The organism is Pedobacter insulae (assembly GCF_900113525.1).
GTDB classification, from domain to species: domain Bacteria; phylum Bacteroidota; class Bacteroidia; order Sphingobacteriales; family Sphingobacteriaceae; genus Pedobacter; species Pedobacter insulae.
Genome location: NZ_FOPP01000011.1, coordinates 29,704 through 53,171, shown reverse-complemented (window position 1 = coordinate 53,171; position 23,468 = coordinate 29,704). Strand labels below are relative to the sequence as shown.

The window sequence follows — 23,468 nt, the reverse complement described above, 5'->3', positions numbered from 1 at the left end:
TTAATCTTTAAACCGCATCAGTATAAAAACTCCCAACCTTTTCCTATCTTTAAAGCATGAAAAGACTCTCTTTCCTACTCATACTTTTGTTCGTCCTCACTGGCTGTGGAAAGCAAAAAGCAGATATGATTATCTATAATGGAAAAGTTTACACGGTAAACGACAAGTTTGAAATAGCAGAAGCAATGGCTATTAAGGACGGCAAAATTGTTGGCGTTGGAACAACGGACGATATTCGCAAGGAATTTGCAGCCAATGAAGAGGTGGATGTTGCAGGAAAAGCCGTATATCCAGGTTTTATTGATGCTCATGCCCACTTTATGGGCTATGGACAAAGTTTGCAGAGTGCTGATTTAAGAGAGACAAACAGCTGGGATGAGGTTTTAACTAGGTTAAGTGAGTTCGCGAAGACAAATCCCGATGGCTGGCTAATTGGTAGAGGATGGGATCAGAATGATTGGATAAACAAGGAATTTCCAACAAAAGAAAAGTTAGATGTAATGTTCCCGAACCGTCCCGTGCTATTGGAGCGAATAGACGGTCATGCCGCTGTGGTAAACCAAAAAGCCCTAGACGAAGCGGGAGTTAGCAAATCGTTTTCCTTAACAGGGGGAGATATTGTAGAAAAAGATGGCAAATTAACCGGTCTGTTAATTGACAATGCTGTGGGACTGGTTCAAAATAAAATACCGGCACCCAATGCAAAGCAAATGGAGAAAATTTTTCTTGATGCGCAAAAAAATTGTTTTTCAGTAGGTTTAACCACGATAGACGATTGTGGTTTAGACTTTGAAGCGGTAGATTTTATTGAAAAAATGCAGGCCAAGAAAACATTAAAGATGCGTTTATATGTGATGCTTTCTGATACCGAGAAAAATTTTGATTACCTATTTAAACGAGGAGCAATTAAAACAGATCGATTAAATGTAAGGGCTTTCAAAGTATATGCAGATGGAGCATTAGGTTCCAGAGGTGCTTGCTTATTACATCCTTACACCGATATGCCGAATAAGAGAGGTTTCCTATTAAGCGAGACTAAGCACTTTGAAGAGGTAGCTAAAAAAATAAACGAACACAACTTTCAAATGTGCACCCACGCCATTGGAGATTCTGCAAACCGTACCATTCTCAAAATCTATAATGAGGTTTTAGGCGGTAAAAATGATAAGAGATGGAGAATTGAACACGCACAAGTGGTCGCTCAGGCAGATTTTAACCTATTTGGCAGCGCAAGCATCATTCCCTCGGTACAGCCTACACACGCCACTTCCGATATGTATTGGGCGGGTGATCGCTTGGGTAGCGAAAGAGTGAAGGGTGCCTATGCTTACAAACAATTAATGGACCAAAATGGTTGGATACCTTTGGGAACCGACTTTCCTGTGGAGCAGATCAACCCGATGTTTACATTTTTTGCTGCTACAGCCAGAAAGGACGCTAAAGATTTCCCTCCAAATGGTTACCAGATGGAAAATGCTTTAACGGCCGAACAAGCTCTTAGAGGGATGACCATTTGGGCCGCAAAAGCTAACTTCGAAGAAAAGGAAAAAGGAAGCTTGGAAATTGGCAAGTTTGCAGATTTCATTGTGCTCGAAAACGATATCATGAAAGCTAACGCAACGCAAATTTTACAAAATAAGGTGCTGAAGACTTACGTTAATGGAGAAAAGGTATATGATCAAAAATAAATTAATAAGTACAATTGTTGCGTTTCTAACCCTAGCTTTTACCTTAAGTGCCTGCGCACAAGAACATAGACAAAACGAAAATCGCTTAAAATCAATCAATGCGATTACTAAAAATTCTGTACTCCTTAACAATCAAAAGAACCTAATTCCAATTGTGGGTTTAAGCGACAAGCATTTTGCTTCGGTTAATTTAGGATTTGAACATCAGTTGGCCTTTGACAGCTTGCTCTATAAATATGCAGATGTGCAGTCGATGAGTGCTTTAAAATACAAGGATTCATCTACGTTGAACGACCTAGAAGATGATTTAAAATATTTTAATACGGTGATCATTGCGATTACGGATGCAATGTCTTCCAATGGCAAATATTTGAATTTCATCAATAACATTGCTAAAAATAAAAATGTAATAGTGGCACTATTTGGCGATGGCAAAAGTTTGGCCAATCTCGATCAGCTAACCGCACCAATAGTTTGGACACCACAAATTGACCAGGAGTCGAGCATGGTAATCCCTCAGATTATTTTTGGAGGTATAGCCGCCCAGCAAACCTTAACTATAGGATATTCGGGAAAATATACGGTTGGATCAGGCTACAAGACTACAACTACCCGGTTAAAATACACCGTACCCGAAGATGCAGGTGTTAACACGGATGACCTGAAGGAAATCGATGAAATTGTGAAAGAAGGAATCACCAAAAAAGCTGCCCCAGGTATGGTGGTGTTAGTTGCGAAAGATGGCAAGGTAATTTATAACAAAGCTTTTGGCTACCATACCTATGACAATCGAAGAGCCGACAATATAACCGATATATTCGACCTGGCATCAGTTACAAAAGTTACGGCTACTACGCCGAGTGTGATGCGTTTAGTGGAACAGAACAAATTAAAATTGGACACCAATGTTGGTTCTTATATTGCAAAAGCAAGAAATACCCCCATGAACGGCATCAACGTTCGTGAAGTAATGCTCCATCAAGCTGGTTTTATTCCTTATATCCCTTTTCATAATTTTATTAAAGAAGGAGATTATAGCCGGGATTCAACAGCTGCCTTCCCCACAAAAGTGGCAGACAACTATTATGTTAAAAGAGGTTTTTTTAATGATGTTATGTGGCCAAAAATGTTAAACTCGCCCATCAAAACCCGAGGAAGCTACGTGTACAGTGACATCAGTATGTACGTGATGCAGGATATTGTTGAACACATTACAGAAACACCGGAAGACCAGTATGTTTTAGCCAATTTTTATAAGCCATTGGGTATGCATACTGCTGGCTATCTCCCAAGAAACCGTTTTGCAAAAGATAGGATAGTACCAACAGAAGATGATAAAGTTTTCAGAAAAACGCTATTAGAAGGTTATGTGCACGATCAGGGAGCTGCTTTAAAAGGCGGTGTTGCAGGTCACGCTGGCTTATTCGGCTCGGCCAACGATCTGGCAATCTTTTATCAGCTTATGCTTAATAAAGGCACTTATGGTGGCGAGCAGTATTTTAAACCCCAGACCGTTGATATGTTTACTGCAAAACAATCGAACATTAGCAGAAGAGGATTGGGATTTGACCGTTGGGATCCAGATTTAACGAAGAAATATCCATCTTCATTGGCTTCACCGCAAACCTTTGGCCATACCGGTTATACAGGTATTGCGGTGTGGACAGATCCTACAAGAGGATTGATTTATGTGTTTCTCTCTAATCGGGTAAATCCAACGGTAAGCGAACAATTAGGAAGGTTAAATATTCGTCCGCGGATACAGGACGCAATTATTAAGGCGATTGACAAAGGAAAGAAGAGCGGCAATTAAGCAATAACCGACCCTAAATAGTGGCTGTTGCTTTGCGAGCTATGATCATACGCTACGAAAGCTATATACACGTGAAATTCACACCCTGCTGAATCATCAGGTAACTCGATAGAAGCCGTACCCATGTACCGCTTTCCTGCGGCAATGTCATACGCTGCTTGGCCAGTTTCGGAACAATAGGCCAATACCATGGCTTGGTCTATCATTTCATAATGTCCATCTGTACTCCAAGTGAACAATATGCTATCACCCTGGCGTTCCATATGCATGGTTTTCGGAACTGTAAGACTTCCAAAACTCACTAAGGCTAAACTTGGATCAATATAAGAGGTGCCATCTTCCCTCGTTTTCAATGCGTGCTTACTGTTATACGATTTGGCAGCAACAAAGCCTTGAAAAGTGGGTGCATAATTTCTAAAGCCTACCCTAAGCACACCTAAGAGCGGCCGCTGCCAGGCTTGCAATAAAGCAAACTTTGCTCTATTCGCTAACTCTTTAGCTCCGGGCTTTTTTGTCCTTACTTTAGCTAAACCTTTAATAACATCCTGTCCGTTCAGCTTATAACCTATAACCGAACCAAATTTACCTGTTAAGCCTCCGTTAGGCCCATTTCTAATTATTGCCATATCATCAAATTTAAAACAGTCTAATGCCACCGGCTTCTTAATAAAGATAAGAAAAATTAGGGAAAAAGAGACCTTTAACATAAATTTTACACGGAATTTATAGGGAATTAACAGGGGGTGTACAGGCATTAATCCCTGTTTAGTCCCTGTTAACTCCCTGCTAACCCCCTGTTATCCCCCTGTTAATAGTTACTTTGTCTGCATCACTTTCCCTAGCCGTCCCTACAATGGCCTTAAAGATTTATCTTATCTTTGTGAAAAATCACAATAACAATGGAAGAAGAATTAATTGTAAAAGACAGTAATGGTAACCGTTTAAAGGATGGCGATTCAGTAATATTAATTAAAAGTTTGCCCGTAAAAGGAACATCGGTAACTTTAAAAAAAGGTATGGTTATCAAAAATATTAAGTTAACCGACGATCCTAAAGAGGTGGATTGTAAAGCTGATAAAATGAGGATTGTATTAAAAACAGAATTCCTGAAAAAAGGCTAACAATTTTCAGTTAATTATTTTTTCAACCCGATCTCTCTTAAACGTTCATCCAAATATTCTCCAGCAGTCATATCGTTGTAGGCTTTTGGATGGTCAGCATCGATTGTTGAAGGTAAACTTGTTAAGTCCATATCACTTCTTGGGTGTAAAAAGAAGGGCACGGAGAAACGCGACGTTTTCATCAATTCGCGCGGGGGGTTAACAACCCGGTGTGTGGTAGATTTAAGCTTATTATTGGTTAGGCGTTGCAACATGTCGCCAACATTTACCACAATATCGGTATGATGTGCTTTAATTGGCAACCATTCGTTATTGCGGGTTAATACTTCTAAACCATCGGCACTCGCACCGATTAACAGGGTAATTAAATTAATATCCTCATGTGCTCCGGCACGTACAGCATCATCTGGCAGGGCATCCGGGTCTTCTATCGGAAAATAATGGATTCCTCTTAAAATTGAATTTCCATTATGTACGTGTTTATCAAAATAATTAACCGGCAAGTTTAAATAGGTGGCAATGGCACGTAACAAATGCTTGCCATTCTCTTCGAGTTTTTGATAAATTTCTCTGGTAACCGTATTAAAGCCTTCGATTTCTTCCAAAACTTCGTTATCAGGGTACTCTTTTTTGATGGGATCTCCATCGGTCACCTCTTGTCCTATTTGCCAAAATTCTTTTAAATCGGCCGTTTTTGCGCCTTTTGCCGTTTCCTTCCCAGCACTGGTATAGCCTCTTTGTCCGGCCAATTCGGGTTTTTCATATTTGCGTTTTACCGCTACTGGTAAACTAAAAACTCCCTTTATATGAGCATATAACTTATCAATTAACTCCTGACTAACACCATGATTGGTAATGGTCACGAATCCTGAGTCATTAAAAGCTCTTCCAAGCTCATCAGAAAACTTCTTACGCTGCTCTTCAGTACCATGAATATAGCTGCTTAGATCAAGGCATGGGATATAAGGTGTAGACATATCTTTTGTTTTTTATGAATGTATAAATTTAGAAAACTTATTGCAATCGCCATCCTATTGTCAATAATAATTAGCATTTTTAGTTATTCAAAACTATCTTCCTTTGTTTTGCGTATAATTACTGAAAGTAATTCGTAAAAGATGAAATACATTACCTTGTTAATTTTAGTACTCCTATCTATGGAAAATGCAGATGCTCAGCAAAAGAAATTACAGAAAGCAACTTTCGGCATGGGCTGCTTTTGGTGTACAGAAGCGCTATTTCAACGCTTAAATGGCGTAACCAACGTTAAATCGGGTTATGAAGGCGGCAATACAGTAAATCCTACTTATGAAGAAATTTGTACCGGAACAACAAACCATGCCGAAGTGATTGAAATGGAATATGATCCGGCAAAAATTAGCTACGACGAGCTATTAGAAATTTTCTGGAAAACCCACGATCCTACCACTTTGAACAGGCAAGGCGCCGATGTTGGCACACAATATCGCTCCGTTATTTTTTATCATAGCCCTGAACAAAAAGAAATTGCCGAAAAATATAAGGCAGCGCTTAATAAAGAGAATGCATTTGGCAAGCCTGTGGTAACCAGCATTGATAAAGCGGAAACTTTCTATGTTGCCGAAAACTATCATCAAGACTACTACATTAAAAACGGAGAATTGCCTTATTGCAGAATAGTAATCTTACCGAAAATGGAAAAGCTGGAGAAATTATTCAAAGCTAAGCTGAAAAACTAACCTTCTACCACAACACCCATTGCACAGAATTTATCAATTCTGGTTGCTATAAGCTTGTCTGTATCTAGTTTAGTTAATTCTTTAAGATCTTTGACTATTTGTTTCTTTAATGTTTCCCCCATCAATTCGGGATTTTGATGCGCACCACCGAGGGGTTCTTTGACAATACCATCGATTAACTTGTTTTTAAACATATCATCTGAGGTAAGCTTTAAGCATTCTGCAGCTTTCTCCTTAAAATCCCAGCTTCTCCATAAAATAGATGAGCAAGATTCGGGAGAGATAACCGAATACCAGGTATGCTCTAACATATAAACTTTATCGCCAATCCCAATTCCTAAGGCTCCGCCTGATGCACCTTCACCAACAACAAAACATAATATGGGCACTTTGAGCACCGACATTTCTAATAAATTTCTTGCAATCGCTTCACCTTGTCCACGCTCTTCGGCTTCCAAACCAGGATAGGCACCCATGGTATCAATAAACGATATAACAGGTTTATTAAATTTCTCGGCTAAACGCATTAACCTTAAAGCCTTCCGGTAACCCTCGGGATTTGCCATCCCGAAATTACGAAACTGACGCTCTTTGGTATTTTTTCCTTTTTGGTGACCAATGATCATCACTGTTTGCCCATCAATGGAAGCAAAACCCCCAATAATGGCCTTATCGTCCTTAACAGTTCTATCGCCATGCATTTCAATGAAGTCATCGCAAATAAAATTGATATAATCTAAAGTCTGAGGCCTTTCAGCATGGCGCGACATCTGTACTTTTTGCCACCCTGTTAAGTTACTATAAAGGCTTTTACTTGTATTAGCCACCTTTTCTTCAAGCTCTGCTAAAGTTGCAGACATGTCTACTTTAGTTTTGTCAGCAACTTGTTTTACCTTTTCAATTTGCTGCATTAAATCAGCTAAGGGCTTTTCGAAATCGAATGATGTTTTGATCTGTTCCATATGCGGGCTGTAAAAATACGGAAAATAGCTAAAAGAACAAAGAACTCCTTACTTAATAGGCATCATAAAGCTTGTACCCGCTCCGGTTTGTGTAGTAGGTAATTTACCATCCCATTTTTTAATCCATTCCTGCTGTATTAACATCGGTGTTAATGAAGCCTGTCTTAATCGGTTCGCTTCAGCTTCAGATTTAGCCCTAACTAATAGTGCTTGTGCCTCCCCTGTAGCCGTTGCCACCTTTACTTTTGCTTCGGCATCTGCTTGCTTAGCTTGATTTTCTGCCTTTAATCGGGCTTGGATTGAAGCATTTTTCTCATCAATCATTTGTCTTAAACTTTCTGGAGGCGTAATAGCCGAAGTAAGTTGGTCGTATATAAACCCATCTTTACCCAATTTAGAAATCAACACCGTTTGTATTCTATCTTCGAATTTTTCCCGGTTAGACATTACTGAATCCGAACTAAACGAGTTCGCTACAATACGATAGGCATCATAAATACTGTTGCGCATAAACTGTTGTTCGATTTCAGTTAATGTTTTACGGTATTGTCTATAAATTTGAGGAACCATTGCCGGGTTTACATGGTAATTTAGCTTAGGATCCACCTTAAACTCCGCAGCGTCTTTTGTAGTTACCACAAACGGATCGTAATCTACCGACTGTGTAAACGTTGGGAATTCAATAATTTTAGTTGTCCAGGTATTGTACCACACTCGACCGGTTACTATGGTAATATTATCAACGCCTCTATTGGTACCGTATAGATTAATTTTGATACCCACATTTCCAGCATCTATATTCTCATAAGTAAATGGTTGAATAATTATAAAAGCAAGAAATGCAACGAATATTAATACGTATCTGATAATTTTTCTCGACATAGATGAGTCCATTTTAAATCTTTTTAAATAAATTAGTTATCGGCTTAAATACAATTGCTAATCCCAATATAATCTCGAATACCCCAATTGCTACATCAATATTAGAGGGCTCACTCAAATTGTTCACCCCTAAAGTGATGAGTGTAATAGCCACAATTACGCGAATTAGAATGAAGATTTGTTTCATTGTTACAGCAATTTAAATATTGGTTGTTTAAAACTTCGCAGGAACACCTTTTTTTGGCAATGTTTTTTCGATAAAATCACGGATGTGATCATTTCCTAGTTGTAAATCTGGCTTGCGCAGGTACATCATATGACCACTTTCATACCCTTCCCAGCTCATTCTATCTTTCAGCTTACCACTCGGATCCATTTGCCACATATTATACTTTGCATTAAAATAATCGCAGGCACCATCATAATAACCCGATTGAACTAAAACATGCAAATAAGGATTTTGAGCCATTGCCGCTCTCAAATTTTCGCCTGTTTGGTCGCCACTTCTTTCCCAAGGGTTTACCGGACCGAACATGTTATATTTTAAATCTGTTTTATAATTGAGCTCATTGCGGATGTACATATTAATAGCCGGGGTAAATGAGTGCAGCCAAGAGGTTAATTCTGCATTATAATCCGGACTATTACCTGCATCCGATTTATCGATCCCTTTGTATCTCGAATCTAATCTTCCGACGGTATAGCCTTTATCGCGCAATAATTCTTTCCAGAACAAATTGGTAGAGACGTTAAGGTTGTTCTGTAAGATAACCTTTTCAGATAAACCGGAGAAACGAGCCATCTTAGCAGCAATTTTCTGCTTTTCGGCCGCTGGTAAAAACCCACCTTTCGCAATGGCCGGAATAAGTTCATTTACCGTAAAGTTCTCCACTTCTGGCAACATATCCGTTAATTTTTTGCTTTGTAAATCGCCAGGTAAAACTTTATGGTACCAAGCTGTTGCCGCGAAGTACGGTAAACGCAACGCAGCGTCCAAAACTGTTCCTCTTTCAATCCCTAGTTCGGTAGGCGAAACTAAAATTACCCCGTTTAAATACATCCATTGGTTACTTTGCAGCTCTAAAGCGAGGCCCGAAACACGGGTGGTGCCATAACTTTCTCCGATTAAATATTTGGGAGAAGCCCAACGGTTATTGCGGGTTACAAAGGTATTCAACCATTCGGCCAAATAGCGGATGTCGGCTCTAACGCCAAAAAACTTATTGGTTGGTACGTCTTTGCTAGTTGCACGGGAATAACCCGTATTTACCGGATCGATGTAAACAATGTCGGCAACGTCTAAAATTGAAGCACTATTATCTTTATAACCATAGGGTTGAATTGGATATCCTTCATCGTCGATATTTAAAACCACTGGACCAGTATAGGCGATATGCATCCAGACCGATGCAGAACCTGGGCCCCCGTTAAAAGAAATTACCAGGGGTCTGCTATCTTTATTTTGAACATCAGAGCGTTCATAATAAGTATAAAATAATCCGGCAATAGCTTTTCCTTCCTCATCCCATACTGGTAAAGTTCCTGTTGTAGCTTTGTAGGGAACAGCTTTCCCTCTAATGGTTACGGTATGATTGGTAATGACCGAACTTTCTGGCACAATGGTTCTTGATGCCACGCTCTGTGTTCTGGCTGCTGGTTCTTCTCTTACTGCAGGGTTAGTTGGAGCGGTTGGTGGTCTTTGCCCTTCGCGGCGTTGTTGAGCTTGCGTAAAGCTTACAAAGCTTAATGCAATGAGTGTTAAGGTAAAAATTCTCTTCATTTGATTGTTTTTGGTTGTATCGCTATAAATATCAAAAAATTGCAAAGCATTACTAGCATAGGCACGAAATTGTTACGCCCTATACTTCTAATACCACCACTCTATCTAATTCCTGCTCGTCAGAATTAAGCGTGATGATTAGCTCATTTTTTGAAAGTTTGGTTTGAATGCTGGAATTATCCTTAAGCAAATAAGCTTTTTTTATCTTTTTGTGTAAGAACTGCGGTAGCACAATCTGGTTAGTGTTGGCATTTAAAACATGCACAAAAATCTTATTTCCTTTTTTGGTCATACTCCCCCATTCCTGCGGTTTTAAATAACCAGCCTCTGTTCCATAGATACTTTCGCCATAGGTTTTCAGCCAGCTACCCATTGCCTGCAAGCGCTCTTCAAATTCGGGCTGTACTTTTCCATTTGGCATGGGCCCAATGTTAAGCAATAAATTAGTCCCTAATGAAGCGGCCTTTACGAGGTATTCGATCAATTGCTTATTTGATTTGTAAGTGGTGTCCGTTAAGCTAAAACCCCAAGAGCCATTGATCGTTTCACAGGTTTCTAAAGGCAGTTTATCTGATGCTTTTTGAAAGCTTAAGCCTGATTTATTCTCTCCCGGCAAATCTTTTTCAAACATTTGGAAGTCTTCACCTGCAAAAGGCGTAAGGTGGTGATTATTACCGATTAAACATTGGGGCTGTAGTTGGTGGATCAAGCTATATATTTCATCGTATTTCCAATCTATTCTCGAGTTTCTATCTTTTTCACCTTCAGGGGCCGTTTGGTCCCAGTGACCATCAAACCAGATACCTGCAATCTCGCCATAATTGGTCAATAACTCAGTCAGTTGATTCTTCATGAATTGCAGATAGCTCGCATAATCGCTTTTTCCTTTCCTACCACTATGCTGACCAGTTCTTCCCGTTTCGTGCGGATAGTCTTCTCTGGTCCAATCTAACAATGAATAGTACAAAAAGAGCTTTATCCCTTGCTTGTGGCACTCATCGGCCATCATTTTCACAATATCTTTTTTGTAGGGTGTATTGGTGATATTAAAATCTGAGTGTTTGGTATCCCACATGCTAAAACCATCATGGTGCCGGGTAATTAACGTGATATACTTCATCCCCGCATTTTTCGCCATTGTTACATAATGAGCGGCATCAAAAGCTGTGGGATTAAAAAAATCTTGCAACCGCGTATAATTGTTGACGGTAATTTTACGATTATTCATTACCCATTCTCCACTACCGGGAATACTAAAGGGACCCCAATGGATAAATAAACCAAACCTGGCGTCATTAAACCATTTTCTCGCCTCCAGATTAGCAGTTGAGGGAGTATAATTTTGAGCAGCCGCAGAAAAAGCAGACAAAAAAACAAGGTATAGTAGGAGTACTCTTTTGATCATCATTTATCTTTTTATTTATGCAATTAAAGGATAAATATGCACAATGCCAAAACCAAGTTCCCTTTTATTGATTCAAAGCTAGCTTACTAAATATATGATATTCGCCTGGGGCAAGGGTAGCATTATATTGTGCAGCAGAAATGTTAATATTAGAACCATTCAGTACATCGAGCCATAAGCCGTTACTACCAAAATCTATTCCGGCAACTTGCGGATTTACGTCGAAATTACCCACTATTACCACTGTGTTTGTACTATTAACCAATTTTATATATTTAATTGCTCCAGTTAAATTATAACTAATTGTAGCCGAATTAAATATTGAATTACCTTTCTTGAGTTTTATAAATTTAGCATAAGCCTCATATAAGGCTTTTCTGCTCGGATCGTTGAAATACTCCCATTTTATTGGTTTCACCCCGGTTCTGCCATTAAAATCAATGCTCGTGTCGTAACCTAATTCACCGAATTGCCAAATCATTTTAGGACCAGGTATAGCGAAAAGAAAGGCCGCAGCCATTTCTTCTCTCTTTAACGCGGTGGTTAAATCCTTAATAACGTACGATCCTGAGGCATTACCGAAATTAATGTTCTTAAAATTCAACCGCTCTTCATCATGGCTTTCTATGTAGCTCACTAAATTTTCGGATTTAGCAAAACCATGTTTGGTATAAAATCCCCACGAAAAATCAGCATTGTTTAGCCAGCCCATTGTTGCTTCATTCATAGTATAATTAAGATTGTTCCAGAGCATCATGCCATCGTCGGCCAAGGTACGTTCTTCCGTTTCCTCTGCAAAATGTTCTAGAATCACATAAAAATTAGCATTGTCTAAGCTCTTTATAAAGCCGTTATATTCTTTCCAGATTGCAATTCTTCCCGCGTCATATTGCCTGAAAACATCATCACCAGAAGAGTTCTTCTGCGTAAAGCCTTTTGATAAATCGAACCGAAAGCCGTCGATCTTATAATTTTGCATCCAAAACTTGATCACATTTTTAGCGAAATATTTAGTGGCGGCACTTTCATGGTTAAAATCGTAGCCTACATTAAAAGGATGTTTGGCATCAACATTAAACCACGGACTATTACCCGAAGGCTTACCCCCTTCGAAATATAACTGTGCCATGGGCGATTGACCAAATGAGTGATTCAAGACCATGTCGAGAATAACAGCTATTCCACGCGAGTGACATTCGTCTATAAAATTTTTTAAAGCTGTTTCCGTGCCGTAATATTTATCTGGAGCAAAGTAAAAGGATGGATTATATCCCCAGCTTAAATTACCTTCGAACTCGTTAACGGGCATTAGTTCAATCGCATTAATTCCGAGGTTAACTAAGTAATCCAATTTTCCCAATGCGGCAGCATAGCTATGTTCTTGTGTAAAATCGCGAAGCAATAATTCATAGATGACCAGGCTATTTTTATCGGGACGAACAAAATTATTGTTTTTCCATGTATACGTAGGTCGGTTTCCCTGCATCACGCTTACAATGCCAGTGGTTTTACCCGTAGGATATGCCTTTAAGTTTGGATAAACTGAGGCGGGAATAAAACTATCATGATTAGGATCCAACACCTTTTCACAATATGGATCTGCGACCCTCAGATTATCGTCTACCAAAAATTGATAAGCATACTCTGTGTTGGGGTTTAAATTATCAACTTGTACCCACCAGGTTAACCCATCTGAAGCTTTAGCCATTTTATGAGCTGTTGCAGACCAGTTATTAAAATCCCCTATTAAGGCTACCGACGTTTTACCGGGCGCATATAGGGTGACTAATGCGGAAGTTCCATTATTGAGGTAGGCGACTCCATCTTTAGCGCCCGGGGGCAGATTACTTGGGGGATTGACAACGACTGGCGGGTCAGGCTCTGGACTTGGGAACGTTCCCGGTTTTTTGCAACTAACAATGAAAAAGAGCATTATGCCCAGATAGCCTATTAATTTGTTCATAAGATTTTAGGTTAGAACATCTAAATTAACAATTATTTCGTTAATAGTGTATAAAGACCGGGTAATTAAAGTACATTAGTAACTTATAAAACCGCCTAAATCACGCTCTCTCAAAGTATGACAAAGAAAGTCAAGTTCACCAATACCAATAAGTCTACCTTTTATGCCACGGTGCGTAAGCGTGTGGATGCACATTTTGATGATCAAAATTTGAGCATTCATGCCAATGGTGCCATGTGGTTTAAAGCCCTGTTTTTTTTAGGGACATTCATTGTTTTGTATGTCATGATTCTATTGGGTCATTTTAGTCCGTTGGCGATGCTCGTCATGTCGATGGCATTGGGCGTATTTGGAGCTTTTGTTGGTTTCAATATCTGCCATGACGCGATACATAAAGCTTTCTCTGATAAGCCGTTGATTAACCAATCGTTCAGTTTTTTATTTAGTCTTATCGGTGCAAGTGCCTACGTATGGAGTATTTGCCATAACATTGTACATCATACTTATACCAACATTTCAGGTCATGATGAAGACATAGACGTAGCGCCTGGCTTAATTCGTTTTTGCGAAAAAGAACCAGTCAATAAAATACAACGCTATCAGCATGTGTATGCTTTTGGGCTATACAGTTTGGCGATGCTGTCCTGGGTTTTCAGAAAAGACTACAAAAAATTCTTTCAATCAAAGATTGGTTCCCAGGCAACAAATCATCCCAAAATTGAATATTTTAATCTCTTCTTCTTCAAATTTTTGTATTATTTCTTATTCATCATTTTGCCCCTTATAGTTTTAGACATCACCTGGTGGCAGTTTATAATTGGCTTCTTAGCTATGCAGTTTGCCCAAGGCCTAGTGCTAGGTTTAGTTTTTCAGCTTGCACATGTTGTTGAGGGAACCAGTTTCCCGCACCCAAATGATGAAGGAAATATCGAGGAAGCATGGGCTGCCCATCAAATGATGACTACGGCGAATTTTGCAGTGGATAGTAAACTTGCCGGTTTTTTCTGCGGAGGTCTAAACAGACAAGTTGAGCACCATTTATTTCCGAAAATCTGTCATATCCATTATCCGGCGATTGGAAAAATTGTTAAGGAAACCGCATTTGAATTCAATTTACCTTACATAGAAAGCCCCACCTTTCTCAGTGCTTTAGGCTCCCATTACCGTATGTTGCGAAAATTAGGTAAAGAGGCATATACTGCAAAATAAGTTCTTATCTTTGTCGTTATCATATTTTTTTTAATTTTAAGTTAAGTCCCCCAAATTTTTTGGGACTAACACAAGATGAATAAACAAAAGAGAATCACAGTTGCCGACGATGATCCTGGAATATTAGATGCTGTGTCTATGGTACTCGAAATGGAAGGCTATGAAGTAAGTACTACTTTAAACGGCAATACAGTACTCACCCAAGCCGAATTACCACATGTTTACATCCTCGATATATGGATGTCTGGATCAGACGGCAGGGAGCTTTGTCAAAAGTTGAAAAATGATGAAAGGACCATGCATATCCCCGTCATTCTAATCTCTGCGAGCAATGATCTGAAACGCTCGGCCGAAACTGCGGGAGCCGATGATTTTTTGGCTAAACCTTTTGAAATTGATGCCTTGTTACAAAAAATCGCAAATGTTTTAACGAACTGATCGACCAAGCTTATTTTTAAGGGTTGACGATCTGACGATTAATTTAGGTTGAATATTAACGATTTTAGGGCGCACCTCTTTTTCGGAGCCCATTTCTTGGAAAAACAAATTCGCAATAGTTTTCCCCATGTCCACGCTATGTTGATCGATAGTGGTAATAGAAGGTGTGGTAATTTCTGTAAAGGCCTCATTTGAATAACCACAAATACCTAATTTCTCGGGCACCATTACACCCATTTTATGAGCAACCTCCAACACACCTAACGCAGAAAAATCTGAAGTAGAAGCAAATATCGCATCTGGGGGCATCGGCATGTTGAGCAGTTTACGTGTCGCTATGGCTCCCAATTCCTTTGTCCATGCATTTTCTATCATCAGTTCTGGCAGCACTTCAAAATTATGCTTCTTTAAAGCAGCGATGTAACCATCTTTTCTTTGTTTAAATATATTCAAATTCTGTGGTCCCTCCAGCAAAGCTATTCTTTGATAGCCCTGTGTTATTAAGTGGCTAACAGCTTCCATTGAAGCACGCTCATTATCGTTGACAACTTTGAAAGTCTCCAGATTATCTGCTACCCTATCAAACTGGATCAGTTGAATTCCCTGGGCTAAAATATTCCTTAGGTGACTATCATCTTCAAAATCGGCACTTACAGAGATGATTATGCAACTTACATGTTGGTTAATCAGCGTATTTACACTTTCTACCTCTCTTGTATATGATTCATTTGATTGACAAATAATGAGGTTATAACCTTGTTGATAGGTTACTTCCTCCAGGCCTGCAATAACATCTGCAAAGAAATTCTGATTAATATGTGGGACAATTACCCCAATGGTTTTATTGTGTCCTCTCCGTAAGTTAGACGCTAAACTATTTTGCTTATAATTTAATTCTGCTGCCGTTTTCAATACCAATTCCCGGGTAGCTGCACTAACGTTGTTATTATTGCTTAAGGCACGGGAAACCGATGAAGCATTGAGGTTGAGCTTCTTTGCAATATCATAAATCGTGGTTCTTTTTTGGTTTTTCACTGGCTACGGTTACAGGTGCACACTAATAAATTACTAAGCAATCGATTGCGAATATAAAATATTTGTTTATTTTCGTCAGATACAATGCTGTATTAAACACGAAAATAGCTAAAAAGAATATGTTATTATTAGGTATTGATGTAGGAACATCCTCCATAAAGGTTTCGGTAGTGGACTCGGCATCTGGTCTAACAGTTTCAAGCGCACAATACCCAGAAACGGAAAGTGAAATCTTTACGCCGAAATACGGTTGGGCTGAGCAATCGCCTGAGTTATGGTGGGAGCATGTACAAACAGCTATTTTAATTTGTAATGCACAAAAAAAATATGACCCTTTAGCGATCTCCGCTATTGGCATAGCCTACCAGATGCATGGACTTGTGATGGTAGATAAAAACCAGCAGAATTTGCGGAATAGCATTATTTGGTGCGATAGCAGGGCTGTTAAAGTAGGTGAAAAAGCCTCAGCTTATTTGGGAGAAGAATTTACTTTAACACATCTCCTTAATTCGCCAGGAAATTTTACTGCATCAAAACTGGCCTGGGTAAAAGAAAATGAACCAGAAGTTTACAATAAGATTTCCAAGGTCATGTTACCAGGAGATTTTATCGCTATGAAACTCACTGGGGAAATAACCACTAGTATTTCGGCACTATCGGAGGGAATATTTTGGGATTTCGCTACCAACTCTTTGTCTAAGGAACTCATGGCTTATTTTGGCTTTGCAGAATCACTTATTCCAACGGTGAAGCCCGTATTTTCCGAGCATGGTCACCTGACCGCAAATATTGCCCATACACTAGGGTTGAAAGCCGGTATCACAGTGGCCTACAAAGCGGGCGACCAGCCTAACAATGCTTTATCGCTCAATGTGACCAAGCCAGGTGAAGTTGCTGCAACCGCTGGCACGTCTGGGGTAATTTATGGAGTTACCGATCAATTGCTGGCCGACAAACAATCGAGAGTAAACACCTTTGCCCATGTTAATCATGGCTTATTGGAACAACGTTTGGGCGTGTTACTCTGTATCAATGGTACAGGTAGTATGAACAGGTGGACAAAAAGTCTATTTGATGCCGAGATGGACTATGCAACAATGAATGATGCTGCAAAAAATATAGCTCCGGGAAGCGATGGGCTACTTGTACTCCCGTTTGGCAATGGAGCTGAGAGAATGTTGAACAATCAAATAATTGGTGCGCACTTGCAGCATATAGACCTTAATTTACACACCAAAGCACATATTTTTAGAGCGGTACAAGAAGGGATCGCCTTTGCTTTTCGTTATGGTTTAGATATTTTAAAAGAAAATGGAATGAAACCCTCTATTATTAGAGCCGGGAGAACAAACCTATTTTTAAGCGATATTTTTGCTCAGTCTTTTGTAAACATCACTGGCGTACCGGTTGAACTTTATGAAAATGACGGCAGTTACGGCGCTGCCATTGGAGCGGGAATTGGCGCGGGGATTTACCTGTCGGCCGAAGAAGCATTTATCAATAAAAAACCGATCAGGCTCATTGAGCCGAATTTAGAAAATATAGAAGAGCCTTATCAAAACTGGAAAAAGTTACTCGAATGCAAGCTAAATACATTAAATTAATTCAAAGCGTATAAATTTATCATGGAAGAATATTTTAAAGGAACTGAACAAATAAAGTTTGAGGGTTTATCAAGCGATAATCCGCTTGCTTTTAGGTGGTACGAAGCAAACAAAGTAATTGCCGGTAAAACGATGGCCGACCATTTTAAATTTGCGTGTGCCTACTGGCACTCATTTAATGGCAATGGAGCCGACCCTTTTGGTGGCGCAACGCATCTTTTTCCCTGGGACGTGAAAAAAGACGTGATCGAAAGGGCAAAAGCTAAAATGGATGCCGCTTTCGAATTTATGCATAAAATGCAAATTCCTTATTATTGTTTCCATGACGTGGATGTGGTAGATTATGGTGATAATATTGCAGAGAACGAACGCAGGCTGCAGACCCTGGTCGATTATGCAAAGCAAAAACAAGCCCAAACGGGGATAAAGTTGCTCTGGGGAACTGCAAATCTGTTTAGCCATAAACGTTATATGAATGGTGCTGCTACTAATCCAGACTTTCATGTTTTGGCCCATGGTGCTGCACAAGTTAAAGCAGCGCTAGATGCAACGATTGAACTTGGAGGCCAAAATTATGTTTTTTGGGGCGGAAGAGAAGGTTATATGAGTTTACTTAACACCAACATGAAACGTGAACAGGAACATTTGGCTCAATTCTTACACACTGCAAAAGACTATGCACGAAAGCAGGGGTTTACGGGCACATTCTTAATTGAGCCTAAACCATGCGAACCTTCTAAACATCAGTATGATTACGACGCGGCAACTGTGATCAGTTTCTTACGGCAGTATGATTTAATGGCCGACTTTAAATTAAACCTGGAAGTTAACCACGCTACACTTGCTGGCCATACTTTTCAGCACGAGCTTCAAGTTGCGGTTGATAATGGACTATTAGGCTCGATAGATGCTAATCGTGGTGATTATCAAAATGGTTGGGACACTGATCAATTCCCGAATGACATTAATGAATTAACTGAAGCGATGTTAATTATACTGGAGGGTGGCGGTTTGCAGGGAGGTGGAGTTAACTTTGATGCTAAAATCCGTCGCAATTCTACCGATCAAACGGATCTTTTTTATGCCCACATTGGTGCGATGGATCTTTTCGCACGAGCACTTATTACGGCAGATGCAATTTTGGAGAAGTCTGATTATAGAAAAATCAGAAGTGATAGATATGCCTCCTATGATAGTGGCAAAGGGGCTGAATTTGAACAGGGAAAACTAAGTCTGGCAGACTTAAGAGATTACGCTGCGAACAACGGTGAGCCGGCAACAATTAGTGGGAAACAAGAGTTTCTTGAAAATTTAATAAACAGATATATTTAACGGATAAAACATTTTCTGACTCCAACTGTTTTCAATTTAAGGAAAACAGTTATGGGAAAATTAAAAAACGTTAAGCATCCTGATAAAAAGCAGCCTGTACCTCCATTCCCAAAGCAAAAGCAAAAAGTACCTGGGATAGAGAAAAACATGAAGCCATTGGCCGATCATGGTGAAGATAGTTATCAAGGGTTTGGTAAGCTAAAAGATAAAGTTGCAATTATCACGGGTGGCGATTCTGGTATTGGCAAAGCGGTTGCAATTGCTTTTGCAAGAGAAGGTGCCGATGTGGTGATCAGTTATTTGAGTGACAGAGAAACACCCGACGCCAAGGATTCTGCAAAGCACGTAGTAGCGGCGGGCAGAAAAGCATTGCTGATCAAAGGTGATATTAGCAAAGAAAGCCATTGCAAAAAAATCATCACACAAACGGTTAAGGAATTTGGCAGAATAGATATCCTGGTTAACAATGCCGCCTTCCAAATGGCCAGAAATTCAATGGAAGAAATTTCTGCTGCCGAGTGGGTAAAAACATTCGATACCAATATTCATGCGATGTTTTACCTAAGTAAAGCGGCTGAGCCTCACATGAAACCCGGTAGTAGTATTATCAATACAACTTCTGTAAATGCTTATTCGCCGTCACCAGGCTTATTACCCTATGCGGCTACGAAGGGCGCTATTCAAAATTTCACGGCCAATCTTGCTCAAATCTTGCTGATGGCAGGTAAAGGAATTAGGGTAAATGCTGTGGCACCAGGCCCTATCTGGACACCGTTAATTCCTTCAACTATGCCTGATGCAGATACCTTTGGACAAGACACACCAATGGGTAGACCTGGGCAGCCAGCCGAGGTGGCGCCCGCATTTGTATTTTTAGCGAGTGATGAGGCCAGTTATGTAGCTGGAGCTACTATTCCAGTGACTGGTGGAAGAATCACCATTTAATTTTATAGACTATGAACAATCAACGCGATAAAAAAGAAAAACCGAAACAATCCGGCGATGCAAAAGGCAAAGCTACTTTCGACCAAAACGGTGAGGGAAATTCACCGAAATATGCCCAATCGGGCAGTGAGCCTAATGAGAATGGAGCATGGGAAGATCAGGCCTTTAATAAAGACAAAAGCAAAAAAGATAAATAGGCTTAATGGAAAAAACGATCTTAATTGTTGATGATGATTCATCTATATTGGATGTACTTGACTCTGCACTTTCTATCAATTTTAGTGTACAATTAATTAGTAACCCCGAGCAACTTTCGCATCATTTGGCTAATTATTTACCAGATTTATTTCTAATAGATTATGGTTTACCCTATAAAGATGGCTTCACAATCTGTAAAGAGCTCAAAGAAGATTACCGAACTAAGCATATTCCGGTAATTCTTTTTTCCGCGAGCAGAATTTCAAGCATACTACTGCGCGATTCTCATTGCGATGCCTACATTCAAAAACCATATGATTTATGGGAATTAGAAAGAACTATTAAGAAATTTATTTAACAGGAGCCAGGCTTTTGTTGCAAAATATTTAGCTTAATGCGATGATACATGCTTTGATCTGTTAATGATTGCTCTAGTTCAGTTAAAATATCCAGAATATTAGCGCTAGCAGAATCAATCCATTTCTTGTTTTCGGCCTTGATGCTCCTTAAAACCGGTTCAATTTGTGCTAACGTTTTTTTTCCCATTGCGGTAAGGGAAACCATTCTTTTCCTTCCGTCTTTTTTATCAACTGACGCCTTAATTAATTTTTTCTTCTCTAGTTCTTGTACAAGCTGGATGATGGCAGGATGACTAAGTTGTAAATAGTCTGCTATTTCGGTGATGGCCAGTAGTTTCTCTTTCTCCAAAATGGATAAGATCAGAAACCACCGGGCCTCAAAATCAACGTCTGATTCTTTATAAATCTTACTTACATCATTAGAAAGCCTTTCGCTTAATCTTTTTAAACGGGTAGCAATAGCTAGTTCTGCCAATTCGTTCACTAAATCCATCAATTATTTTTTTACCTAAGTTAGAAAAATTAGCTTGATTTAACCTGCTCTTCTCTTTTCCTCATCGGCCGCACCTGTTCTTTTTGAACTTGCCACCTGCGATCGGCCAAATCGGTAACTAAAGCTAAGGGTTGCTACGCGACTGTCCCTGCTCTGGTAAAATTGTTCACCATACCCATTTAACAAGGTATATGCATCAACCTTTTGCGTGTAAAAAACATCACTTACGCTTAACCTCAGCGAAGCTTTTTTGTCTAACAGTTGTTTTTGTAAACCTAATGTCAGTCCCCAGTTAGCTTTAATATCCAACGGTCCATAAAAAGATCTACTTTGATAAGTACCGGTTATTTCAGCGGTGGTAGTGGGGTTAAATTTAATTACATTGTTCGAATTCAGGTTAAAACTTACGCGGCTCGCATCCAGATCGGTATTGGCCAAATTACCTTTATACTTTCCATAGTAGGTTAAAGCATTAGTGGTACTTGTTAGCCATTTCCCTACACTGACCGGAAAACCGAAGCTAAGGTTATAATAATCAAATTCTGCTAAGTTCCTATTCGTTTGAATAACAGAATTAGGCTGCTCATCTGGCGAAAGAACCGTCAATATGTTATCTGTTGTTTTACTATATCCTAACTTGGTAATGTACCTTTGTTTATAGGTATGAGTTAACTCAAACGAATTACTTAACTCAGGTTTAAGATAAGGATTACCCGTTGAATAGGTTAATGGATCTAAGAAAACTTTAAAGGGATTTAATTGGCGATAGGAAGGCCGGTTAATTCTTTTGCTCAGTGAAAGTCCTAGATCGCTATTTTCGGTAAATTTATATCCCACATAACCACTTGGAAATAATTGCGTATAATTTCTATCGAAAGTGCTTTTATCGGTTACTTGCAGACCATTAGCGTTGGTATTTTCTAACCGTAGTCCCAATTGCAAACTAAATTTCTTCCAGGAACGATTCGCATTCAAATAAGCAGCATTAATGTTCTCGTCATATATAAAATGATTGCTTTTTGCAACATCTAGTACAGCACCACCATTACTTTGATCATAGAACTGCACGTCATTATCTGATGTTACCCAGCTGCTTTTAACTCCAAGTTCTATTTTTGTGTTAAGAGATTTAATTTGCTGTTGATAATCGACCTTAAATGATTTTATACTCAGTACTCCCCCCAAATTGCCTAGTAATTGATAGGGCGCCTTTGCTTGTGTACCACCAGTATTTAAATAATTTGTTAAATTTTGCTGCGTTTCATTCGAAGCAAAACGAGCATAATCAAAATCAGCAGAAAGTTCTTTCCCGGTAGTATCTATGGTATGTCTGTAATTTAAATTAAGGCTATTGTTACTTCTAGACGGAGTGTTAGTACCTACTGTATTAAATGTTCCCGTACTTTGCGACTGACCATTGAAAGAGTTTGCATGGCTATCTGTGCTTATTTCGCCTTTATTATAGCTTCCGTTGGCTGAAAAACCGACAACAATATTTTTATTCACATAAAAATCACTCCCCACTCTCGCATTATGATTGTCGAATTGAAACTTAAAATAGTTATTGTAGTTATTGCTTCCCAGTAATTGATTAGTAGGAGAATAAAAGTCCCTCAGGATATCAAGCTTATTGAAGTTCTGATTGAAGCCGTAGTTATAGGAACCAAATACATTAGCAACCTTGGTACGATGATTAAAGTTTACACTAGGATTCGTTTTTGCATATTTCCCTTGTCCGAAACTCATCGTTACATTGGCATTTGTACCAACGTTAGTCCCTTTCTTTAAGCGAATATCAATGATCCCGGCATTGCCTGCAGCATCATATTTGGCAGAAGGATTGGTTACCAAATCAATTTTTTCAATCTGGGTAGCCTGCATGTTTTTAAGCATATTCGCTAAATCCTGTCCTGACATGGGCACTTGCTTCCCGTCAATCATGACCAATACCCCTTGTTTTCCGCGCATGGAAATGTTATCATTCTGATCGATTGTGATACCCGGTGCTTTGGCTAATACTTCTAAAGCGGTATTGCCAACTGCCGAAATGGAGCTGCTTACATTGATGACAGTTTTGTCAAACAGCTGCTGCACAAATGGTTTTGTTGCTGTTACACTAACTTCCTTTAAGCTTTTGGATGTTACCTGTAAATTAATCGGGCTTAATGCTAAATCTTTATCCAACGAAATTACCGGCGACTCGTACTTTACAAAGTTCATGCTTTGTATTACTAGCAGATAACTGCCTTCCGGGATTTTTTCAAAAACAAAAGCCCCATCTGGCGTGGAATATTCCAATTTAATGAGCTTTTTATCACTTGCATTGAGCAAATGAACAGTCACTTCATCAAACTTGGGATTCTGAGCCGCTGTTAAGCTCCCTTTTAAAGAGAATACTGGTTTATCCTGAGCCTTTGCGTAATTTACGTAAGAACTTACATAAATTAAAAAGACAAATAAAAACAAAAATTTCTTATTATACTTCATGACTTAAATAGTTTATTTGTGGGTTTTATTATAAAT

General features: G+C 39.3%; 22 protein-coding genes. 11 read left to right on the top strand and 11 right to left on the bottom strand.

Translation table 11 applies throughout. The features are described from left to right. The first annotated feature begins 56 nt into the window (after window positions 1–56). Together BM207_RS16350 and BM207_RS16345 are read left to right on the top strand one after the other, a co-directional pair. Window positions 57–1,688 (top strand): amidohydrolase, encoded by a 1,632-nt coding sequence (locus BM207_RS16350; RefSeq protein WP_090996829.1) that lies wholly within the window; start codon window positions 57–59, stop codon window positions 1,686–1,688. Next, window positions 1,675–3,501: a serine hydrolase domain-containing protein gene (locus BM207_RS16345; RefSeq protein WP_090997073.1), complete on the top strand. Its 1,827-nt coding sequence runs from the start codon at window positions 1,675–1,677 to the stop codon at window positions 3,499–3,501. Before BM207_RS16350 ends, BM207_RS16345 begins: the two co-directional genes overlap by 14 nt. Here the strand turns inward: BM207_RS16345 and BM207_RS16340 are convergent. Continuing rightward, window positions 3,498–4,127 (bottom strand): DUF6266 family protein, encoded by a 630-nt coding sequence (locus BM207_RS16340; RefSeq protein WP_143095984.1) that lies wholly within the window; start codon window positions 4,125–4,127, stop codon window positions 3,498–3,500. The two genes, BM207_RS16345 and BM207_RS16340, sit on opposite strands and share 4 nt — an antisense overlap. A 273-nt stretch (window positions 4,128–4,400) precedes the next feature. Here BM207_RS16340 and BM207_RS16335 point away from each other — a divergent pair, with 273 nt between their 5' ends. Next, entirely contained in the window at window positions 4,401–4,622 is a 222-nt protein-coding gene (locus BM207_RS16335; protein WP_090996823.1) for a zinc ribbon domain-containing protein YjdM, read from the top strand. A gap of 14 nt (window positions 4,623–4,636) precedes the next feature. On the opposite strand, the gene BM207_RS16330 is transcribed toward BM207_RS16335, so the two are convergent. Next, window positions 4,637–5,599, bottom strand: a complete 963-nt coding sequence (locus BM207_RS16330) for an isopenicillin N synthase family dioxygenase (RefSeq protein ID WP_090996821.1) — start codon at window positions 5,597–5,599, stop codon at window positions 4,637–4,639. 141 nt (window positions 5,600–5,740) lie between these two features. Here BM207_RS16330 and msrA point away from each other — a divergent pair, with 141 nt between their 5' ends. Continuing rightward, window positions 5,741–6,340 (top strand): peptide-methionine (S)-S-oxide reductase MsrA, encoded by a 600-nt coding sequence (msrA, locus tag BM207_RS16325; RefSeq protein WP_090996818.1) that lies wholly within the window; start codon window positions 5,741–5,743, stop codon window positions 6,338–6,340. Here the strand turns inward: msrA and BM207_RS16320 are convergent. From BM207_RS16320 to BM207_RS16300, 6 genes are all read right to left on the bottom strand, one after another. Further along, window positions 6,337–7,302: an acetyl-CoA carboxylase carboxyltransferase subunit alpha gene (locus BM207_RS16320; protein WP_090996815.1), complete on the bottom strand. Its 966-nt coding sequence runs from the start codon at window positions 7,300–7,302 to the stop codon at window positions 6,337–6,339. The two genes, msrA and BM207_RS16320, sit on opposite strands and share 4 nt — an antisense overlap. 48 nt (window positions 7,303–7,350) lie before the next feature. Continuing rightward, complete coding sequence (locus BM207_RS16315; RefSeq protein ID WP_090996811.1) at window positions 7,351–8,184, bottom strand: SPFH domain-containing protein; 834 nt, start codon at window positions 8,182–8,184, stop codon at window positions 7,351–7,353. Between the two features lie 13 nt (window positions 8,185–8,197). After that, window positions 8,198–8,371, bottom strand: coding sequence for a hypothetical protein (locus tag BM207_RS19160; RefSeq protein ID WP_177217147.1), 174 nt, complete (start codon window positions 8,369–8,371; stop codon window positions 8,198–8,200). A gap of 27 nt (window positions 8,372–8,398) precedes the next feature. Then, on the bottom strand, window positions 8,399–9,964 hold the full coding sequence (locus BM207_RS16310) for a S10 family peptidase (protein WP_090996808.1): 1,566 nt from the start codon (window positions 9,962–9,964) through the stop codon (window positions 8,399–8,401). A gap of 79 nt (window positions 9,965–10,043) precedes the next feature. Then, the gene (locus BM207_RS16305; RefSeq protein ID WP_177217146.1) at window positions 10,044–11,372 is read right to left on the bottom strand and encodes an alpha-L-fucosidase; all 1,329 of its coding nucleotides are present in this window, start codon (window positions 11,370–11,372) and stop codon (window positions 10,044–10,046) included. A gap of 61 nt (window positions 11,373–11,433) precedes the next feature. Continuing rightward, the gene (locus tag BM207_RS16300) at window positions 11,434–13,332 is read right to left on the bottom strand and encodes an alpha-amylase family glycosyl hydrolase (RefSeq protein ID WP_090996805.1); all 1,899 of its coding nucleotides are present in this window, start codon (window positions 13,330–13,332) and stop codon (window positions 11,434–11,436) included. A 117-nt stretch (window positions 13,333–13,449) separates the two neighbouring features. Here BM207_RS16300 and BM207_RS16295 point away from each other — a divergent pair, with 117 nt between their 5' ends. After that, window positions 13,450–14,541, top strand: a complete 1,092-nt coding sequence (locus BM207_RS16295) for a fatty acid desaturase family protein (RefSeq protein WP_090996802.1) — start codon at window positions 13,450–13,452, stop codon at window positions 14,539–14,541. Between the two features lie 75 nt (window positions 14,542–14,616). Further along, window positions 14,617–14,979: a response regulator gene (locus tag BM207_RS16290; protein ID WP_090996799.1), complete on the top strand. Its 363-nt coding sequence runs from the start codon at window positions 14,617–14,619 to the stop codon at window positions 14,977–14,979. Here the strand turns inward: BM207_RS16290 and BM207_RS16285 are convergent. Beyond that, window positions 14,968–16,014 carry a LacI family DNA-binding transcriptional regulator gene (locus BM207_RS16285; protein WP_090996796.1) on the bottom strand — a complete coding sequence of 349 codons (1,047 nt, stop codon included), beginning with the start codon at window positions 16,012–16,014 and terminating at the stop codon, window positions 14,968–14,970. The genes BM207_RS16290 and BM207_RS16285 overlap by 12 nt on opposite strands. A gap of 119 nt (window positions 16,015–16,133) precedes the next feature. On the opposite strand from BM207_RS16285, the gene BM207_RS16280 reads away from it, so the two are divergent. The 5 genes from BM207_RS16280 to BM207_RS16260 are packed head-to-tail and all read left to right on the top strand — an operon-like array spanning window position 16,134 to window position 20,451. Beyond that, complete coding sequence (locus tag BM207_RS16280; RefSeq protein ID WP_090996793.1) at window positions 16,134–17,618, top strand: xylulokinase; 1,485 nt, start codon at window positions 16,134–16,136, stop codon at window positions 17,616–17,618. Between the two features lie 21 nt (window positions 17,619–17,639). After that, window positions 17,640–18,950, top strand: a complete 1,311-nt coding sequence (gene xylA / locus BM207_RS16275; RefSeq protein WP_090996790.1) for a xylose isomerase — start codon at window positions 17,640–17,642, stop codon at window positions 18,948–18,950. A gap of 51 nt (window positions 18,951–19,001) precedes the next feature. After that, window positions 19,002–19,895, top strand: a complete 894-nt coding sequence (locus tag BM207_RS16270) for a glucose 1-dehydrogenase (RefSeq protein ID WP_090996787.1) — start codon at window positions 19,002–19,004, stop codon at window positions 19,893–19,895. Window positions 19,896–19,906: 11 nt separating this feature from the next. Then, window positions 19,907–20,092, top strand: coding sequence for a hypothetical protein (locus BM207_RS16265; RefSeq protein WP_090996782.1), 186 nt, complete (start codon window positions 19,907–19,909; stop codon window positions 20,090–20,092). A 5-nt stretch (window positions 20,093–20,097) separates the two neighbouring features. Continuing rightward, window positions 20,098–20,451 carry a response regulator gene (locus BM207_RS16260; protein WP_090996779.1) on the top strand — a complete coding sequence of 118 codons (354 nt, stop codon included), beginning with the start codon at window positions 20,098–20,100 and terminating at the stop codon, window positions 20,449–20,451. Here the strand turns inward: BM207_RS16260 and BM207_RS16255 are convergent. Both BM207_RS16255 and BM207_RS16250 read right to left on the bottom strand, forming a co-directional pair. Further along, a complete protein-coding gene (locus BM207_RS16255) occupies window positions 20,448–20,945 on the bottom strand; it encodes a MarR family winged helix-turn-helix transcriptional regulator (RefSeq protein ID WP_090996776.1) in 498 nt (165 codons plus the stop codon). The two genes, BM207_RS16260 and BM207_RS16255, sit on opposite strands and share 4 nt — an antisense overlap. A 39-nt stretch (window positions 20,946–20,984) precedes the next feature. Then, window positions 20,985–23,432 carry a TonB-dependent receptor domain-containing protein gene (locus BM207_RS16250; protein WP_090996774.1) on the bottom strand — a complete coding sequence of 816 codons (2,448 nt, stop codon included), beginning with the start codon at window positions 23,430–23,432 and terminating at the stop codon, window positions 20,985–20,987. Window positions 23,433–23,468: the final 36 nt, after the last annotated feature.

Bases quoted from the DNA above. Each gene is read 5' to 3' on its own strand.
- BM207_RS16350 (WP_090996829.1), top strand. From the start codon at position 57: ATGAAAAGACTCTCTTTCCTACTCATACTTTTGTTCGTCCTCACTGGC.
- BM207_RS16345 (WP_090997073.1), top strand. From the start codon at position 1,675: ATGATCAAAAATAAATTAATAAGTACAATTGTTGCGTTTCTAACCCTA.
- BM207_RS16340 (WP_143095984.1), bottom strand. From the start codon at position 4,127: ATGGCAATAATTAGAAATGGGCCTAACGGAGGCTTAACAGGTAAATTT.
- BM207_RS16335 (WP_090996823.1), top strand. From the start codon at position 4,401: ATGGAAGAAGAATTAATTGTAAAAGACAGTAATGGTAACCGTTTAAAG.
- BM207_RS16330 (WP_090996821.1), bottom strand. From the start codon at position 5,599: ATGTCTACACCTTATATCCCATGCCTTGATCTAAGCAGCTATATTCAT.
- msrA (WP_090996818.1), top strand. From the start codon at position 5,741: ATGAAATACATTACCTTGTTAATTTTAGTACTCCTATCTATGGAAAAT.
- BM207_RS16320 (WP_090996815.1), bottom strand. From the start codon at position 7,302: ATGGAACAGATCAAAACATCATTCGATTTCGAAAAGCCCTTAGCTGAT.
- BM207_RS16315 (WP_090996811.1), bottom strand. From the start codon at position 8,184: ATGTCGAGAAAAATTATCAGATACGTATTAATATTCGTTGCATTTCTT.
- BM207_RS19160 (WP_177217147.1), bottom strand. From the start codon at position 8,371: ATGAAACAAATCTTCATTCTAATTCGCGTAATTGTGGCTATTACACTC.
- BM207_RS16310 (WP_090996808.1), bottom strand. From the start codon at position 9,964: ATGAAGAGAATTTTTACCTTAACACTCATTGCATTAAGCTTTGTAAGC.
- BM207_RS16305 (WP_177217146.1), bottom strand. From the start codon at position 11,372: ATGATGATCAAAAGAGTACTCCTACTATACCTTGTTTTTTTGTCTGCT.
- BM207_RS16300 (WP_090996805.1), bottom strand. From the start codon at position 13,332: ATGAACAAATTAATAGGCTATCTGGGCATAATGCTCTTTTTCATTGTT.
- BM207_RS16295 (WP_090996802.1), top strand. From the start codon at position 13,450: ATGACAAAGAAAGTCAAGTTCACCAATACCAATAAGTCTACCTTTTAT.
- BM207_RS16290 (WP_090996799.1), top strand. From the start codon at position 14,617: ATGAATAAACAAAAGAGAATCACAGTTGCCGACGATGATCCTGGAATA.
- BM207_RS16280 (WP_090996793.1), top strand. From the start codon at position 16,134: ATGTTATTATTAGGTATTGATGTAGGAACATCCTCCATAAAGGTTTCG.
- xylA (WP_090996790.1), top strand. From the start codon at position 17,640: ATGGAAGAATATTTTAAAGGAACTGAACAAATAAAGTTTGAGGGTTTA.
- BM207_RS16270 (WP_090996787.1), top strand. From the start codon at position 19,002: ATGGGAAAATTAAAAAACGTTAAGCATCCTGATAAAAAGCAGCCTGTA.
- BM207_RS16265 (WP_090996782.1), top strand. From the start codon at position 19,907: ATGAACAATCAACGCGATAAAAAAGAAAAACCGAAACAATCCGGCGAT.
- BM207_RS16260 (WP_090996779.1), top strand. From the start codon at position 20,098: ATGGAAAAAACGATCTTAATTGTTGATGATGATTCATCTATATTGGAT.
- BM207_RS16255 (WP_090996776.1), bottom strand. From the start codon at position 20,945: ATGGATTTAGTGAACGAATTGGCAGAACTAGCTATTGCTACCCGTTTA.
- BM207_RS16250 (WP_090996774.1), bottom strand. From the start codon at position 23,432: ATGAAGTATAATAAGAAATTTTTGTTTTTATTTGTCTTTTTAATTTAT.